Origin of the sequence: Bradyrhizobium sp. 22 (genome assembly GCF_000482425.1) — a bacterium.
GTDB classification, from domain to species: Bacteria; Pseudomonadota; Alphaproteobacteria; order Rhizobiales; family Xanthobacteraceae; genus Bradyrhizobium; species Bradyrhizobium japonicum_B.
In genome coordinates this window covers 2,814,117-2,830,032 of record NZ_KI519399.1, presented here as the reverse complement: position 1 = coordinate 2,830,032, position 15,916 = coordinate 2,814,117, and the positions used below count along the sequence as shown (strand labels likewise).

Below are 15,916 nucleotides of genomic sequence, written 5' to 3'. Positions count from 1 at the left end.
GCCTCAGCGCGGCATCATGCGGATTTCGACACGCCCCAGAAGAACGGCAGCGGTCCCTTGGTGATGCCGGAGACGTTCTTGCGCCATGCCGTATAGGTCAGGAAGAAGCCGGTCGGCGCGTAGACGACATCCTCGAGTGCCGCCTTGTTGACCCGCCCGATCGCCGCCTTCTCCTCTTCGAGATTCTTGGCCTCGAACCAGCCCGCAATCTCCTTCTCGGTGTTCGGGCTGTTGGGCCAGCCGAACCAGGCCTTGTCGCCGTTGGCGCGGATGGCGGTGTAGGCAGCCGGCGTGATGCAGTCGGCGCCGGCGTGCCAGCTGTGGAACATGTTCCAGCCGCCCTGCCCCGGCGGCGTCTTCGCCGCACGGCGGGAGCCGACCGTGCCCCAATCGGTCGCGACGAAGTCGACATTCATGCCGAGCTTCTTGAGGAGGTCGGCCGTGACGTCGCCTTGCGCCTTCGTGATCGGCTGGTCCTGCGCAACCAGGCACGTCACCGGCTGGCCGGAATAGCCGCTCTCGGCGAGCAGCTTCTTGGCGGCGTCGAGATCGCGCTTGCCCTTCAGGATCTCGCCGCCCAACTCGCTGTAGAGCGGCGTGTCCGGCGTGAAGAAGCCAGGCAGCGACTTCCACAACGCGTTATCGTCGCCGACGATCGCGCGCATGTAGTCTTCCTGGTTCATCGCCATTAGCACAGCGCGCCGCGCGCGCACATCGTTGAACGGCGCGAACAGATGATTCATGCGGAACGAGCCGATATTGCCGAGGGGATCGCCGATATCGACGCTGATGTTCTTGTTCTTCTTCAGCACGGGCACGAGATCGGCGATCGGGTTCTCCCACCAATCGACCTCGCCGTTCTGCAGGGCGGCGGCGGCGGTGGCCGGATCCGGCATCACGATCCACTCCACGCGATCGACCATCATCTGCTTGCCGCCGGCGAGCCAGGATGCCTTCTCCTGGCGCGGCACGTAATCGGCGAACTTCTCGAACACCGCCTTGGCGCCCGGCACCCATTCGCCCTTGGCGAACTTCATCGGACCCGAGCCGACATATTCGGTGATCTGCTTGAACGGGTCGGTCTTGGCAATGCGCTCGGGCATGATGAAGGAGCACGGCGCATTGTTCTTGGCCAGCGCGTAGAGCATTTTCGGGAAGGGCTGCTTCAAGACCCATTTGAAGGTGCGGTCGTCGACGGCCGTCAGCTCCTGCTGGATCGCGATGATCATCAGACCCATCGGATCGCGCGCCGCCCAGCGCGACAGGCTCGCGACCACGTCCTTGGCCAGCACCGGCTCGCCGTCATGGAACTTGAGACCGGGGCGCAAGCGGAACGTCCAGATCCTGCCGTCGTCGGAGGTCTCCTCGGACGCGACCATCTGGCGCTGCGGCTGGAGCGTGGAATCGATGCCGTAGAGCGTGTCCCAGACCAGCGCGGCGGCGTTACGCACGACATATTGCGTGCCCCAGATCGGATCGAAATTGGCGAGATTGGCCTGGGGCACGAACCGCAGCGTGCGGGCCGATGCGCCTTGCGCGATGGCCGGGGCCGAGAGGCCGGTCAATGCCAGACCGCCCGCGCCAGCCAGTCCCTTCAATACGGTCCTGCGATCCATGAAGTCCCTCCCAGTAATGCCGTGATTGCCGGCCATCGTTGGCCAAAGGCAGGTGAAACCAGAGCTCATTGGCTTGCAAATGGTATGCCACGAACCGGCCCTTCGCCAGCAGGATCTCATTGCGATTTGGGCCGCCCCGGCATGCGCTCCGCGTCGGGATCGCGGCTGGTTCGCCTGGGTCAGACCATCAGCGAGAGCCGCAGGCGCCGCCAACCGATCACGACACCGGTCAGGGAGAACACGAAACCCAGCGCACAGAGCCCGACGATGAGAACATCGCGCAGAAGCGGGCGCGCCATGAGTACGGGAAAGTCGAGCGTGTGCAGCGCGCTGTAGAACCAGCGATAGGCGCGCCGCGACGCATCCAGGCGTTGCAGCACCTGGCCGCCGGCACCGTCGATGTCGAACCAGAGATCGCCGCAGCGGACGCGAAAGACGGGAGCACCGGCGACGTCGGAATGTGCAGGATAATCGTCGTTTCCGGCCAGGACCGACGGCGTACTGCATCCAGTAGCGAGCCGCACCGCCAGCCCTTCGACCTCGCGCGCAGTCAGAAATTCCGCGCGGGAGGCATCCCCTGCCATGGCCAGGGTCTGGACACCGAGGGCGGAGCGATCGCGGCGATAGAGTTGGCCGCCGAAGGCGAACCATTCAACCTCGCGGACCGGCGATGCTGTCGACTCTCGATCGAATGACGGAGCCGCCGTCCAGTCCGGTGCCGCGTTCATCACGCCGGCTTCGGTAGGGCTCAGCTCTCCGCGCGAGAACAGCCGGCCGTGATCCATCGAAAGCCAGCCGCTGAAGATCCAGGTCAGCACGAAGACCGTTGCCGCAAGGCCAACGAGGTGATGCAGCGCATGCCAGCCGCGGTAGGGCGTCGAGATCATGCAACCTCGCATTCTGACCCGTACCATTCCGAGCACCGCGCCCAGCGCAGCCGCGAGCAAGGCCAGCAGCGACAGCGACCAGACAACGCGATCCCACAGCGACCAATTGCTCCGCAGGGCCGTGGGATAGATCCAGTGCAGCACAGCGCCGGCCCAATTCCAGCCGCGCTCGCCTCGCGTGGTATCGAGGACGACCTCGCCGGTACGCGACGAGACATAGACCTCCGTTCCAGCGGCATCGCCGAGCGCGATGCGAAACAAGGGCCGGTGGCGGTCAAAGCCGTTCGGCACGCTCCACTGATCGTAGTCTTCCAGCGCCACGATCCCGGCCCGCGCGGCATCGAGCCCGCGGCGGCGGGCGTGATCCTGCGCGATGGCAAGCGCGGAGATCAAAGCTGCGTCCTGCCCGTCGGCGGCACGAACCGCGCGGACGCGCGATGGGCCAGACACGATGTAGACCGATCCGCCGCTCCGCTCGACCAAACGCACGCGCGTGGCATCGCTGATTCCGCTCGCGGCGACCGCGTCGGCGATCGAAATCCTCGTCTCCGCATGCTCCACCGGCGCGAGGCCGGCAAAGCGCTCCGCTTCCGTCAGCGACGGAAACGGAACGAAGTGCATCACGATGCCGGTCGCAAACCACATCACGAACAGCAGGCAAAACGCGATGCCGAGCCAGCGATGCAACAGGACGACCGCGCCCATCATGCGGTCAGCATCCTACCATTTGAACGCCGCCGAGAGCTCGTAGGTGCGCGGCGCGCCCAGCAGGATCTGGTCGGGATAGAATGGATCGCCCCAGATCGCATAGCGCTTGTCGGCGATGTTGCGGACGCGGAAGGTCAGGCGGGCATGGTCGACCGCGCCCAACACCGTCTTGGGGATGTCGACGAAGGCATAGACGTCGGCGACGGTGTAGGCCTTCATCGTCACCACATTGGCATCGGTGTTGTAGCGGTCGCCGACATGGCGGCCGGTGATGCCGAGCTCCACCGGCCAGGGCGTGAAGAAGCGCCAGGACGCGCCGCCATTGGCGACGATGCGCGGCACGTTCGGCGGCGTGTTGCCGGAGAACGAGCCGCCGGCGAAATTATAGTCGGCATAGCGCGCATCGACATAGGCGATGTTGCCCCACAGCCGCAGCGGCTCGATCGGGCGCAACGACGCCGCAAGCTCGACGCCCTTGGACTCCTGCCGCCCGGCGATGTTGAGCGCCTGGCCGCCGGCCGCGGCATAGACGTTCTTGCGCACGATGTCGTAGGCCGAGAACGACCACTCCGCCCTGTTGTCCCAGAACAGATGCTTGACGCCGGTCTCATAGGTGCGCGCGGTGGTGAGGTCCAATGGCTGGGTCGGCGAGAGCAGGAAGATGTTGTTGGCCGACACGTCCGCGCCGGTCGCGTATTGGCTGAAGAAAGTCAATCCGGGCACCGCGTCCCAGGTGTAGCCGATGCGCCCCGTCACAGGCGCCCAGTCCTTGGTGTACGGGAAGCCCGCTTTCACGACCCCGGCGGAGTCGGTCGAGTTGCGATCGAGTCCGATATGCTCGACGCGGATGCCACCGATCAGCGCGAAGGTCCGGGTCAGCTTCAGCCGGTCCTCGAAGGAGAGCGCTTCGTTGTCGATCCGCGCGGTCTGTTGCTGCGTCGTCAGCAGGCCATAGAAGCCGCGGTTAGGGTCGACCAGCGAAACGGAATCGCCGGGGAAGTTTGCCGCGCCCGGCCTGACGAAATCGAGATAGCTCGACGACAAGGTCGTGACCAGCCGATTGTCGAAGCCTGCGATGTTCGTGTCCCAGATCAGGTCGGTGATGTTGCCGACGAGACGCTGGCTGTGTGCGACGTAGAAGCGCTCGCGATCGACCAGGTTCGTTGCGGAATTGAACGCCTCGACCTCGTTGTTGAACCAGCTGCGTTCCGCGCCATAGCCATAGGCCTGGCTTTTCAGCGTGAGATCGGGCGCGAGCTTCAGCTCAAAACCGCCCCGCAGCCAGACTTCCTGCGCGACATTGCGATTGTCGAGAACGTTGTAGTTGGTGTTGAAGGTGCGGTCGTCGATGGTGACCGCGCCGAGATTGGTCTTGTTGTAGTTCGAGACGTAATTGCCCGAAACGATGCCGCTCGTCGCATGCGAGCCGCTATAAGCGATCGGCACCAGCGGCGCGCCCCAATAGGCCTTGCCGCGATCCTCGCGGTACTCGATCGCACCCCAGACCTTGAGGCTGTCGGAGATGCGGTAGTTGAGCTGGCCGGACACATCCAGCATCTTGGTGTTGGTGTCGTCGGCAAAGCCGTTGAGCGCGGCGCGGCTGATGTCGAAGCGGTAGTCGAGGCCCTGAACGTTGGTGCTGCCGCCCGAGCCATAATGCGCGCGGAACGAGTTCAGCGAATCCCAGGAGAAATCGGCCTCGTTCCGGATCGGTCCCGTATGCGGCTGCCTGGTGACGAAATTGATCGCGCCGCCGGCTGCGCCCTCGCCCGAGATCAGCGAGGCCGGGCCCTTCAGGAATTCCACGGCCTCCAGATTGGCGGTATCCATGATCCGCGAGGTCATGTTCTGCGGGCCGATCTTGATGCCGTTGTAGAGCGTGTTGATCTGGCTGTTGGTGAAGCCGCGCATCGAGAAGGCGGAAGGCTCCGCGGGATTGTCTCCGGAGGTAACGCCGACGGCGCCCTGGGCGACGTCGGAGACGGTGCGGTAGCCCTGCTCGCGCATGGTTTCGGCCGAGATCACCTCGACGGTCGCGGGAGTCTGCCGCACCGTCAGGCCGAGCCGCGAGGCGCTTTCGGCCACCGCATTGGAGTTGAGCGGCGTCTGCGCCGTCGCAGCCGGGGCAAGCGGCTTGGGCGCTGTGGATGCAGCGGCGGGCCTGCGCGCCGCCGCGCGGCGCGGGCTTTGCGCCTCCCGGCCGGTTGACCTGGCCGGTTTGCGGGATTGGGCCGGCGACACCTCGACCGGCGGCAGCGGCTCGCGAACCTGCTGCGCCAGCGCGGCGGGCAGATCGAGCACGGCCAAGGATGTGAGGGCGGCGGAGGCAAGCAGGACGCGGCGTGGTCGTAAGATGCAAACAGGAGACACGGCACAAAACCTCGGTATGACGTCAGTGGCACGTCACAGCGAACGAGGTCTCACCTTTGGCCTTGCAGCCATCCGATGAAGCCGAATGTCTGTACTCCCCGACCGACATCTTCGCGTGTGACCACGGCTGACGGCAGGTCTCCTGGCTCGCGGGTCATCACCACTTCGTCGCCTTCCCGGGACCGAGGACCCAGTGGCTTGTGACGAAGGATTATCCGCTCACAGTTGCGGGGGCAGCCACGGCATTGGGGACAACGTCCCCGCACCGCATTCCCTTTTCATCCCCTCTCGGGGAAACCGTCGCGAGCATCTAGGATTACCGTCACAACGGAGTCAATGTGCAGTTGCGGCGTTATTGCCACAGCGAACAACTTCCTCGGAGATGAGAGCATGGAAGGCGAGACCTTCCTCTGGCTGATACGGCATGCGCCGGTCGATGGCGTCAAAGGGACGATCCATGCCGCCGATGCGCCGGCAGATCTCCGCGATCGTGCGCAGCTGGAGGCGCTGCGGCAGCGCCTGCCGCGGCACGCTGCGAGCTACGCCAGCCCGGCGCGGCGCACGGTCGACACGGCGCGTGCGCTGGGGCTCGAACCGGAGCAGGTCAGCGAATTCCGCGAGCAGGATTTCGGCGACTGGACCGGCCATCGGCACGACGAGCTCGCTGCCGCCGGCGGCGCGGCCTATGCGCAGTTCTGGGACGATCCGGCCGGTGGACGGCCGCCGGGCGGCGAAAGCTTTGCGGATCAGGTCGCGCGCGTGCGGCTCGGTCTGTCGCGGATCGCAGCCGGACCAGCCACGCTGGTCGTGCATTCCGGCACCATCCGCGCCGCGCTGTGCATCGCGCTCGATCTGACGCCGCAGGCCGCCTTGCGTTTCGTGATCGAGCCGCTGTCGCTGACCCGGATCGATCGGCTCGCGGCCGACTGGCGCGTCGTCTCGGTCAACCAGCGGATCAGCTAGGCCTGTCAGGCACATTGGCCTCTGCAAAGGTCGCCATGCCGTTGTGGAGCGCGCAGGCCGACCGCACCAGCGGCAGCGCGATGGCAGCGCCGGATCCCTCCCCGAGCCTGAGATCGAGGCTGATCAGCGGCTGCACGTTCAAAGCGCGCAGTACCAGACGATGGCCCTGCTCGGCCGATTGGTGCGACGGCAGCAGATAGGGCTCAGATGATGGATTTAGCCGCACCGCTGCAAGCGCTGCGACCGACACGATGAAGCCATCGATCAGCACGGGGACGCGGCGCTGCGCGGCGGCGATGATCGCGCCCGAGATCGCGGCGATTTCGAGCCCTCCGACGGCACACAGGATCTTCTCCGGCGCAGCGCCCGCAACGCCGTGACGCGCAAGCGCGGCATCGATCACGCGCGCCTTGTGCGCCCGGCCGGCCGCATCGACGCCGGTGCCGCTGCCCGCGATCTCCTCGGCGCTGATGCCGAGCAGGCTCGCCGCAATCGCCGCCGACGTCGTGGTGTTGCCGATGCCCATCTCTCCGAAGATCAACAGATCGGGCTGGTCGGCCTCCGCCCGCGCAACCGCGCGCTGGCCGGCCTCGAAGGCAAACGCCAGCTCGGCCGGCGTGAGCGCGGCCTCCACGCTGAAATCGCGCGTGCCGTGGCGCGGCTTGTCGACGACGATGCCCGTCATCGCCTCGCTCGCCAGCGTGCCGGCATCGACCACCTCCAGGCGCGAGCCAAGCTCGCGCGCCAGCACCGAGATCGCAGCCCCGCCGGAGGCGAAATTCGCCATCATGGCGATGGTGACCGCTTGCGGATAGGCCGAGACGCCCTGCGCGACGATGCCGTGATCGCCCGCGAAGACGATGATCGGCACGCGCGCCGCGCGCGGCTGCTCGGTCGCTTGCAAACCGGCGAGCTCGATCGCGAGCTGCTCGAGCCGGCCGAGCGCGCCGGTCGGCTTCGTCAGCTGCGCCTGACGCGCGATCGCCGCCTCGCGATGAAGCGCGGAGATCGCGGGGCAGTTCCGGGTGACCCATTCGGGGAGCATGCTGCCTCGCTTAACGCCTGCGCTTGAGAATATAGCTGTCCATGATCCAGCCATGCCGCGCGCGCGCCTGTTGCCGTGCCGCGACGATGCGCGGGCCGGTTTCGGCGAGGGCGCCGGACATGATGATCTGATCGGGCATGCCGAGATAGGCGCCCCAATAGATGTGAATCCCTGCCGGATCCAACGATTCGAATGCGGTGCCGCCGTCGAGCATCACCACCACGGTGTCGACGCCTTGCGGCCAGCCGCCTTCGCGCAGGCGTCGCCCGGTCGTGACCAGGAACGGCTCGCCGATATCGTTCAGCGGCAGCGCATGGGCCGCGCACAGCGCCTGGATCGACGTGATGCCGGGCACGACCTCGATTCTGGGCAAGGGAGCGAGCCGCCGCGCGATGCGCAGCGAGGAATCATACAGCGAAGGATCGCCCCAGATCAGCAGCGCGACCTTGCCGCCGCTTCCGAGATGATCTGCGATCGCCTGCGACCAGGTCACGGCGACCGCATCGTGCCAGTCGTCCACGCCCTTGCGGTAATCCGCCTCGGCAGCATCGCGCACGGGAAGATCGAACTCGGCGATGGCTGTCGTGTCGCTGGTGAGCACATCCGCGCAGATCGTCCGCCTGAGATCGGCGAGATCGGATTTCGCCGCTCCCTTGCGCGGGATCAGGATGAGGTCGGCGGCGTTGATGGCCTGAACGGCGGCGCGCGTGAGCTGGCCGGGATCGCCGCAACCGATGCCGATCAGGGAAAGCGTGAGCATCGCGCGTCGGGGCGGCCATGACGGCCGCCCCTTGTCTCAGTCAAGCTGCGTTGTGCAGGCGCGGAGTGACGAGGCCGGGCGCGGTGACGCCGCGCAGCGACTTCGCCGCCGCCAGCACGGCGAGATCGGCCAGCGGCTCGATCACGATCACCAGCGCATAGGAGGCGGCGAACGTCGCGATGCTGGCGAGATTGCTCATCGCAAAGCCGGAGCCATAGAGCGCCCAGAACGCCACCCAGGCGATCACGCCAGCCTGATAGGTCGTCGAAAGCGCCAGCGCCTGGCCGTACTTCAAATCGACATAGGCGGTGTTGCGGGCGATGATCCGCGAGGCGATGGCCTGGATCGCGAACAGCGGCACCAGCAGCGTGGTGACGTTCATGCCGTATTGCGGCAGGTCGACCGGCTCCAGCAGCACGCCCTGCAGCAGCAGGCCGAACGCGAGGCCGAAGGCCGCGGGCGCGGCACCGAACAGCAGGAACAAGGTCGAGCCGAGGATGAAGTGCACCTCGGAGACGCCGACCGGGAAGTGCGGCAGGATCTCGAAGAAGATGAAGACGAGGATCGTGGTGGCGAGCGTCCGGCCTGCGAACGAGCCGAGGCCCTGCTCGCGCACGGTTTCGGCTGCAAGCTTCAAGGCAACGCCGCCTGCGGCGATGCCGGTTGCGTAACTCAGCACGAGCTTGGCGCCCGTCACTAGACCGGGTTCGATATGCATGGCTCAGATCCTTCCTGCCGTCACACCCGACGGCCTTGGCCTCAAAACGTGCAGGGCCGGTCTCCTGGCTCGCGGTTCACTGGGTTCTCCGGCCTTCCCGAACCTTGCGGCCCAGTGGCTGATCGAAGTCCCTCACCGCTTACAGTCGCGGGGGCGGCTGGGGTTTTGGGCGCCGCGACTTGGTCCGCCCATCCCCATTCCCGATTATGCTCCGGCGCTTTGCGCCGCGTAGAGCACCTTGCCGCTCCTGTGTGCCCCTTTCGCCGAGCCGGCGTCAAGGGGCGAGGCGCGGCCGGGGCGATCACGACGGATAATCCCCGGCCAGCGCGCCGAACAGGATCACGGCGGCGGTCGAAGGAGCACCGCCGCGGGCAAGCTGCTCGGCCAGCTCGGCAATCGTGGTGCGGACCAGCCGCTCGTCGGACCGGCCGAGGGATTCGGCGACCAGCGCCGGGGTCTCCGCGGCGAGGCCGTGCGCGATCAATTTTGCGGTAAGCGCCGGAAAGGTGCGCCGGCCCATATAGACCACGGTTGTCGCCTCGGGATCGGCCAGCGCCGCCCAGTTCAGATTCGGCGGCAGCTCGCCGGTGACGTCGGCGCCGGTGATGAACTGCACCCGGCGCGAGGTGTGACGCCGGGTCAGGGGAATGCCGGCCTGCGCGGCGGCGACGCAGGCCGAGGTGACGCCGGGCACGATCTCATAGCCGATGCCGGCCTCGCGCAGCGTCTCGATCTCCTCCTCGAGCCGGCCGAAAATGCCGGCATCGCCGGACTTCAGCCGCACCACGCGCGCCCCTGTTGCGGCATAGTCGACCAGCAGGCGGTTGACGTGATGCTGCTTGGTCGAGGGCCGCCTTGCGCGTTTGCCGACCGCGACCAGATTGGCGCCCGGCCGGGCGAGATCGAGGATTGCGCCCGAGGCGAGATCGTCATAGAGCACGACGTCGGCCTCGCGCAGCCGCGCGGCGCCCTTGAGCGTGAGCAGCTCGGGATCGCCGGGCCCGGCGGAGACGAAGGAAACGAACCCGCTCACCGGTCCTCCGCGATCAGATGAAAGAAGGTGCCGCTGACATGGCCGCGCTGCGAGCCGGTCTCGGCGATGACGGCGCCGGTGGCATCATGCACGACCGCCAGCGGCGTGTCAGGCTGGGCGAGAATTGTCGAATAGTGGAACTCGTGGCCGCGCAGACGCGCACTGGCGCGATATCCCGGCATCGGCGCGGCGAGCGCCGCGAGGCGATAGCCCAGATGCATGCGGCGTTTGGCAAAGCTGGTCTCGAGGCCGAGCAGGCCCGTCATCTCATGGCGGACACCGTCCGCGTCGGTCAACCCGGCCCCCAGCACCATGTAACCCCCGCATTCGCCATGCACGGGCCGCGTCTCGGCGAAGGCACGCAGGCCGCCGCGAAAGCGCACATTGGACGCGATCCTGCCGGCATGAAGCTCGGGATAGCCTCCCGGCAGCCAGCACACATCAGCGCTTGCGTTCGGCGTCTCATCGGCCAGCGGCGAGAACGGCACGATCTCGGCGCCCGCCGCGCGCCAGGCTTCCAGCATATGCGGATAGACGAAGGAGAATGCGGCATCACGCGCCAGCGCAATGCGCTGTCCCGGCGGCGCCACATTCAGGCCGCTCGCCGCCGCTTGCGGCGACCAGGCCGCGGCCGCGCGCAGCACCGCATCGAGATCGACATGCTCGGCGACGAAGCGCGCGGCCTCGTCGATCAGCTTGCCGATCTCCGCCTGCTCCTCCGCCTGCACCAGGCCGAGATGCCGCTTCGGCAGGCTGATCTCGGCATGGCGCGGCAGCGCGCCGAACACGGCGATGCCGGCATCGTTGAGCGCGCGACGCACCAGATCCTCGTGGCGCGGGCTGGCGACGCGATTGAGCACGACGCCGGCAAGTCTGACGCCGGGACGATAATCACGCAGGCCCGCGGCGATTGCGGCGGCGGTCTGGGCCTGGCCCGAGGGATCGATCACCAGCAGCACCGGCCAGCCCAGCATCTCCGCGATGTCGGCGGTGGCCCCGGTGCCGCAGACGCCGCGCGCGGCGACGCCATCGAACAGGCCCATCGAGCCCTCGGCGAGCGCGATATCGGCATCCGTGCCGCGGCTAACGAGATGTGCGATCGTCCCGCGATCCATCGCCCAGCTGTCAACGTTGACGGAGGCGCGTCCCGTAGCGGCGGCGTGAAAGGCGGGATCGATGTAATCCGGCCCGCTCTTGAAGCACTGCACGTTCAGCCCGCGATGGCGCCAGGCCCGCGCGAGCGCCAGCGTCAGCGTGGTCTTGCCGACGCCGGAGGCCGGTGCGGAGATGACGAGGCCTGCCGGCATCACGACGCCTCCGGAAAGCGCGGCTCGGCTCCGACCGGCCGATAGCGGCGGTCGTAGTCGGCCGCATAGAGACGGCTCTCGTCGAAATCCGCAGCGCCAAGCGTCTTGCCGACCAGGATCAGCGCAGTGCGCTCCATCTCCGTGCCGATTGTGGCATCGAGCGTCGCCAGCGTCGCGCGCACGATGCGCTGATCCGGCCAGCTCGCGCGCCAGACGATCGCGACCGGGCAATCGCCGCCATAATGCGGCGTGAGCTCGGCCACGAACTGATCGAGCAGGTGGATCGACAGATGGATCGCGAGCACCGCGCCGGTTGCGGCGAACGCGGCCAGCTTCTCGCCGTCAGGCATCGCACTGGCGCGGCCCGGTGTGCGCGTCAACACCACCGTCTGGGCAAGACCCGGCAGCGTGAGCTCGGCTTCCAGCGCTGCCGCAGCGGCGGAGAAGGACGGCACACCTGGCGTGACCGTAAAGGGAATGCCGAGCGCGCTCAGGCGGCGGAGTTGCTCGCCCATCGCGGACCAGATCGAGAGATCGCCGGAATGCAGCCGCGCGACGTCCTTGCCGTCTGCATGCGCGGCGGCCATCTCCGCGATGATGTCGTCGAGCGACAGCGGCGCCGTGTTGACGATACGCGCGCCGGGCGGGCAATGCGCCAGAACGCCCTCGGGCACGAGTGAGCCCGCATAGAGACAGACCGGACAGGCCGCGATCAGGTCACGACCACGCAAGGTCAGCAGATCAGGTGCGCCCGGCCCGGCGCCGATGAAATGCACCGTCATGCGCCGTCTCCTTCCGCGATCGCGGCGGTTGCGGTGCGATCCTGCGAAATCACGCGCGTCGCAATCAACCGGGCCCGAGGACCAGCCGCCGCGAGCGCCGCGGCTTCTGCGACCGACCCGGTCCCGAACTTCTCCATCACGAGATGTGACTGGGTCGGCGTTGCGATACCGGTCAACATGTCAACCGGAACAGCCTTGATCGGCACACCGCACTCGCGTGCGAGCTGCTGCAGCGCCTCCGCATCGGCCTTGTCGCTGACCGTTGCCACCGCGTCGAGGCCTTCGAGGCTACCCACCGCCACAAGCGCCTCCCGCAGCGAGGCCAGCGTCACATTACTCTTAAATCCGAGTCCGGCGACTTTCATCGGGCCGTACTCCATTGCACCACCGGACGTGCCGTCTCCCAGGAGCGGTAGCGGCCAAGCGGCGCGGCATGCGCGATCTCGACTCGCATCAGCTCGCCGCCATGGCGCTGGTGCAGCTCGCCGAACAGCGCTTCGGTTTCCAGCGTGACGGAATGTGCGACCAGCCGCGCCCCCGGCGCAAGCCGCGACCAGATGGCGTCGAACATCGCCTCATTGAGCCCGCCACCGATAAACACGGAATCCGGCGCTTTCAGCCCTGCGAGAGCCTCGGGCGCCCTCCCCGTGATGACAGTGATCTTGTGAGCCAGCCCAAACGCTTCCGCATTGCTGCGGATGTTGGCCGCGCGGTCCTCACGCGCCTCGACGGCGATTGCCGTCCCGCCACACAGCGCCCATTCAACTGAAATCGAGCCCGAGCCGGCGCCGATGTCCCACAACGTGCTGCCTGCGAAGGGCCACAGCGCCGAGAGCGCCAGCGCGCGCACAGGACGCTTGGTGATCTGGCCGTCGTGAGCGAAGAGAGCGTCCGGCAGGCCCGAGCTGCGAGACAGGCCGCCGGCCCCCCTCGCCTCCAGCGCGACAGCAACGAGCTTTCCCGGGACAACCGTTGGACAGCTCTCAGCGCGATGCTCGCGAATACTTTCATGCGGTCCGCCGAGCGCAGCAAGGGTCCAGAATGCGGAGGCGCCCCATCCGCGCTCCGTCAACCATCTCGCGAGATCACTTGCCGCGTTCTCATCGCGCACCAGGCAGATGATGCGTGCCCCCCGCGCCAGATGCGGCACAAGACGCTCGAACGGTGCCGCATGGAGACCGAGGCAAACAGTCGTTTCGAGGCGCCAGCCTAGCCGCGCCGCAGCCAGCGAGAACGTCGACGGCGCCGAATGCGCGATCCACTCACCCGCCTCAAGCCTCTCCGCAAGGCTTGCGCCGGCGCCATACCAAAAAGGATCGCCGGAGGCGAGCACCACCGTCGGCCGGCCGCGGCATCCCAGCACGATTTCTGCATCAAATGGCACCGGCCAAAGGCGGCCACGCGCCGTCACGCCCGCAAGCGCAAGGTGCCGCCCACCGCCGAACACGGTTTCGGCCTCATCGAGCGCCTTTCGGCTTGCCTCGGACAGGCCGGCAAGGCCATCTTCGCCGATACCGATGATGGTCAGCCAGGGATCAGACACGATGCGCGCCCTCATACTGGGCGGAACGGCCGATGCGAGCCTGCTCGCCGCGGAGATCGCGCGCGCCGGGCTTGACGCCGTTTATTCCTATGGCGGCCGCACCCGCGCACCGGCGGACCAGCCGCTGCCAACCCGCATCGGCGGCTTCGGCGGCGTGAGCGGCCTTGCCGGCTACCTCCGTTGTCAGGGAATCACCCACGTCATCGACGCAACGCATCCGTTCGCTGCCGAGATGAGCCGTCATGCGGTCGAAGCGTGCGCGCAAACCTGTACGCCGCTGATCGCGCTGGAGCGCGCGCCTTGGACCAGGGCCTCCGGCGACAAATGGACCGAGGTTGCAGATGTCACCGCCGCCGTCGCCGCGCTGCCGGAGGCGCCCGCAAACGTGTTCCTCGCTATCGGCCGCCAGCATATCGCGCCGTTTGCAACGAAACCGCAGCACAGCTACACGCTGCGCTTCGTCGATCCGCCCGAAGCGCCCCTGCCCTTCACGGCCGACGTGATCGTCTCGCGTGGACCGTTCACACTTGATTGCGAGCTCGATATGCTGCGCAAGCGCGGCACCGCCTGGATCGTCGCCCGCAATTCCGGCGGCGACGGCGCACGCGCCAAGATCGACGCGGCCCGCACGCTCGGCCTTCCCGTGATCATGATCTCGCGACCGGCGCTGCCCGAACGGCGGCGGGTCGAGAGCGTCACTGCCGTGATGCAATGGCTCGGTCATTCGACCCGCCTCGGCGCATAGACCCAGCGGCCGACGCAGCGTGTCTGCGAATTGCCGACGATCACCAGCGTGCGCATGTCGGCCATTTCCGGCGTCGCTTCATTCAGCGTCACGATCTCGATCTTCTCATCAACCGCGCTGATCGCGCGCGCGAAAATCACGACGCGTTCGCCGCAGCCCGCGTCCTTCAGCACCGCAAGCGCGCGGCCAAATCCTTCCGGCCGGCTTGCCGAGCGCGGATTGTACATCGCAATCGCAAAATCGGCTTCGGCCGCGAGACGCAAGCGCTTCTCGATCACGGCCCAGGGCTTGAGATTGTCGGACAGGTTGACGGCGCAGAAATCGTGGCCGAGCGGTGCGCCGGCACGGGCGGCGGCGGCCAGCATCGCGGTGATGCCGGGCAGCACACGGATCGGAACCGCCTGATATTGCGGCGCCTGTTCGAGCGCCTCGAACACGGCGGAGGCCATCGCGAACACGCCGGGATCGCCGGAGGACACGACCACCACCTGCCCGCCGTCGGAGGCAAGCCGCAATGCCTCGCGGGCGCGCTGCAGTTCCTCGCGGTTATCCGAAGGATGCAGGGTGAGCCCCGCTCGCTGCGGCACGCGCGCGACGTAAGGTGCGTAGCCCAGAATGTCGGTCGCGGACGCAAGCGCAGCCGTGACCTCAGGCGTCACCAGCGCATCGCTGCCCGGCCCGAGGCCCGCGATGGTTAGGGAGCCCGTCATTCGGCGGCGTCCAGATGCCGGCCCTTGCCGTGAACCAGCACGATCGCGAAATAGGGACAGTCGGCAGCGTCGATCTCGGCGAGCCGCACCACGCGCTCGCCCGGCATGGTGCCGCGCTCGACCAGCCAGGCGTCATCCAGCCGGCCGGCGGAGCTGAGTGCACGGCGCACCTTTGCAAGATTGCGGCCGGTCTTCATGACGACGAGCGCATCGGAATCACGCATGCGCCGTTCGAGCTCGTCCTCAGGAAGCGTGCCCATCAGCACGGTGGTCACGTCGTCGCCGAGCGCGATCGGCTGTCCCACGCCGTTCCAGCAGCCGACCATGCCGGGAATGCCCGCGATCACCTCGATCTCGACGCAGCCTTGCAGGCGCGTGTGCAGGTGCATGAACGAACCGTAGAAGTAAGGATCGCCCTCGCAGAGCACGACGACATCTGCCGCGCGCGCGAGCCGCGCCAGGCGCTCGGCCCATTCATCGTAGAAACCGGCGAGCAAGTGGATGTATTCCGGACTGTCGAAGGCGATCTCCGTCGTGACCGGATATTCCATGGGATATTCGGTGACGCCGGCCGCCAGCATGCCCTCGACGATGCGCCGGGCCTGGCCCGCCCGGCCCCTCTTGCGGAAGTAAGCGACGTGGCTAGCGCTGCGCACGGTGCGATCGGCGCGCACGCTCATCAAATCAGGGGCGCCGGGGCCAAGACCGCAGCAAATGATGCGTCCCATC

Annotated in this window: 15 protein-coding genes and 2 riboswitches; of the genes, 2 read left to right on the top strand and 13 right to left on the bottom strand. The window is 67.3% G+C overall.

Going from position 1 to position 15,916, the window contains the following annotated elements; all coding sequences use genetic code 11:
* Positions 1 to 14: 14 nt before the first annotated feature.
* From K410_RS0114595 to K410_RS40380, 3 genes are all read right to left on the bottom strand, one after another.
* The gene (locus K410_RS0114595) at positions 15 to 1,616 is read right to left on the bottom strand and encodes an ABC transporter substrate-binding protein (protein ID WP_028135572.1); all 1,602 of its coding nucleotides are present in this window, start codon (positions 1,614 to 1,616) and stop codon (positions 15 to 17) included.
* Between the two features lie 179 nt (positions 1,617 to 1,795).
* Positions 1,796 to 3,211, bottom strand: a complete 1,416-nt coding sequence (locus K410_RS0114590) for a PepSY domain-containing protein (protein ID WP_028135571.1) — start codon at positions 3,209 to 3,211, stop codon at positions 1,796 to 1,798.
* 12 nt (positions 3,212 to 3,223) lie between these two features.
* Positions 3,224 to 5,581: a TonB-dependent receptor gene (locus K410_RS40380; protein WP_028135570.1), complete on the bottom strand. Its 2,358-nt coding sequence runs from the start codon at positions 5,579 to 5,581 to the stop codon at positions 3,224 to 3,226.
* A 115-nt stretch (positions 5,582 to 5,696) separates the two neighbouring features.
* Positions 5,697 to 5,898: riboswitch (cobalamin riboswitch) on the bottom strand.
* A 73-nt stretch (positions 5,899 to 5,971) separates the two neighbouring features.
* On the opposite strand from K410_RS40380, the gene K410_RS0114580 reads away from it, so the two are divergent.
* On the top strand, positions 5,972 to 6,544 hold the full coding sequence (locus K410_RS0114580; protein WP_028135569.1) for a histidine phosphatase family protein: 573 nt from the start codon (positions 5,972 to 5,974) through the stop codon (positions 6,542 to 6,544).
* Here the strand turns inward: K410_RS0114580 and cobT are convergent.
* From cobT to K410_RS0114540, 8 genes are all read right to left on the bottom strand, one after another.
* On the bottom strand, positions 6,537 to 7,589 hold the full coding sequence (gene cobT, locus K410_RS0114575) for a nicotinate-nucleotide--dimethylbenzimidazole phosphoribosyltransferase (RefSeq protein WP_028135568.1): 1,053 nt from the start codon (positions 7,587 to 7,589) through the stop codon (positions 6,537 to 6,539). The genes K410_RS0114580 and cobT overlap by 8 nt on opposite strands.
* 10 nt (positions 7,590 to 7,599) lie before the next feature.
* Positions 7,600 to 8,349 (bottom strand): precorrin-6A synthase (deacetylating), encoded by a 750-nt coding sequence (gene cobF, locus K410_RS0114570; RefSeq protein ID WP_028135567.1) that lies wholly within the window; start codon positions 8,347 to 8,349, stop codon positions 7,600 to 7,602.
* Positions 8,350 to 8,389: 40 nt separating this feature from the next.
* The gene (locus K410_RS0114565) at positions 8,390 to 9,067 is read right to left on the bottom strand and encodes an energy-coupling factor ABC transporter permease (protein ID WP_028135566.1); all 678 of its coding nucleotides are present in this window, start codon (positions 9,065 to 9,067) and stop codon (positions 8,390 to 8,392) included.
* Positions 9,068 to 9,104: 37 nt separating this feature from the next.
* A riboswitch (cobalamin riboswitch) is annotated at positions 9,105 to 9,323 on the bottom strand.
* Positions 9,324 to 9,368: 45 nt separating this feature from the next.
* Entirely contained in the window at positions 9,369 to 10,100 is a 732-nt protein-coding gene (cobA, locus tag K410_RS0114560) for a uroporphyrinogen-III C-methyltransferase (protein ID WP_028135565.1), read from the bottom strand.
* Positions 10,097 to 11,407: a cobyrinic acid a,c-diamide synthase CobB gene (locus tag K410_RS0114555; RefSeq protein ID WP_028135564.1), complete on the bottom strand. Its 1,311-nt coding sequence runs from the start codon at positions 11,405 to 11,407 to the stop codon at positions 10,097 to 10,099. Before K410_RS0114555 ends, cobA begins: the two co-directional genes overlap by 4 nt.
* Positions 11,407 to 12,189 (bottom strand): precorrin-4 C(11)-methyltransferase, encoded by a 783-nt coding sequence (gene cobM / locus K410_RS0114550; RefSeq protein ID WP_028135563.1) that lies wholly within the window; start codon positions 12,187 to 12,189, stop codon positions 11,407 to 11,409. Before cobM ends, K410_RS0114555 begins: the two co-directional genes overlap by 1 nt.
* Entirely contained in the window at positions 12,186 to 12,554 is a 369-nt protein-coding gene (locus K410_RS0114545) for a cobalamin biosynthesis protein (RefSeq protein WP_028135562.1), read from the bottom strand. The genes cobM and K410_RS0114545 overlap by 4 nt, the downstream gene beginning before the upstream one ends.
* Positions 12,551 to 13,732 (bottom strand): bifunctional cobalt-precorrin-7 (C(5))-methyltransferase/cobalt-precorrin-6B (C(15))-methyltransferase, encoded by a 1,182-nt coding sequence (locus tag K410_RS0114540; protein WP_028135561.1) that lies wholly within the window; start codon positions 13,730 to 13,732, stop codon positions 12,551 to 12,553. Before K410_RS0114540 ends, K410_RS0114545 begins: the two co-directional genes overlap by 4 nt.
* A gap of 1 nt (position 13,733) precedes the next feature.
* Between K410_RS0114540 and K410_RS0114535 the strand changes: the two genes are divergently transcribed.
* Positions 13,734 to 14,477 (top strand): cobalt-precorrin-6A reductase, encoded by a 744-nt coding sequence (locus K410_RS0114535; RefSeq protein ID WP_028135560.1) that lies wholly within the window; start codon positions 13,734 to 13,736, stop codon positions 14,475 to 14,477.
* On the opposite strand, the gene cobJ is transcribed toward K410_RS0114535, so the two are convergent.
* Entirely contained in the window at positions 14,453 to 15,187 is a 735-nt protein-coding gene (gene cobJ, locus K410_RS0114530; RefSeq protein ID WP_028135559.1) for a precorrin-3B C(17)-methyltransferase, read from the bottom strand. The genes K410_RS0114535 and cobJ overlap by 25 nt on opposite strands.
* Positions 15,184 to 15,915 (bottom strand): precorrin-2 C(20)-methyltransferase, encoded by a 732-nt coding sequence (locus tag K410_RS0114525; protein ID WP_028135558.1) that lies wholly within the window; start codon positions 15,913 to 15,915, stop codon positions 15,184 to 15,186. Before K410_RS0114525 ends, cobJ begins: the two co-directional genes overlap by 4 nt.
* Between the last annotated feature and the right edge of the window lies 1 nt (position 15,916).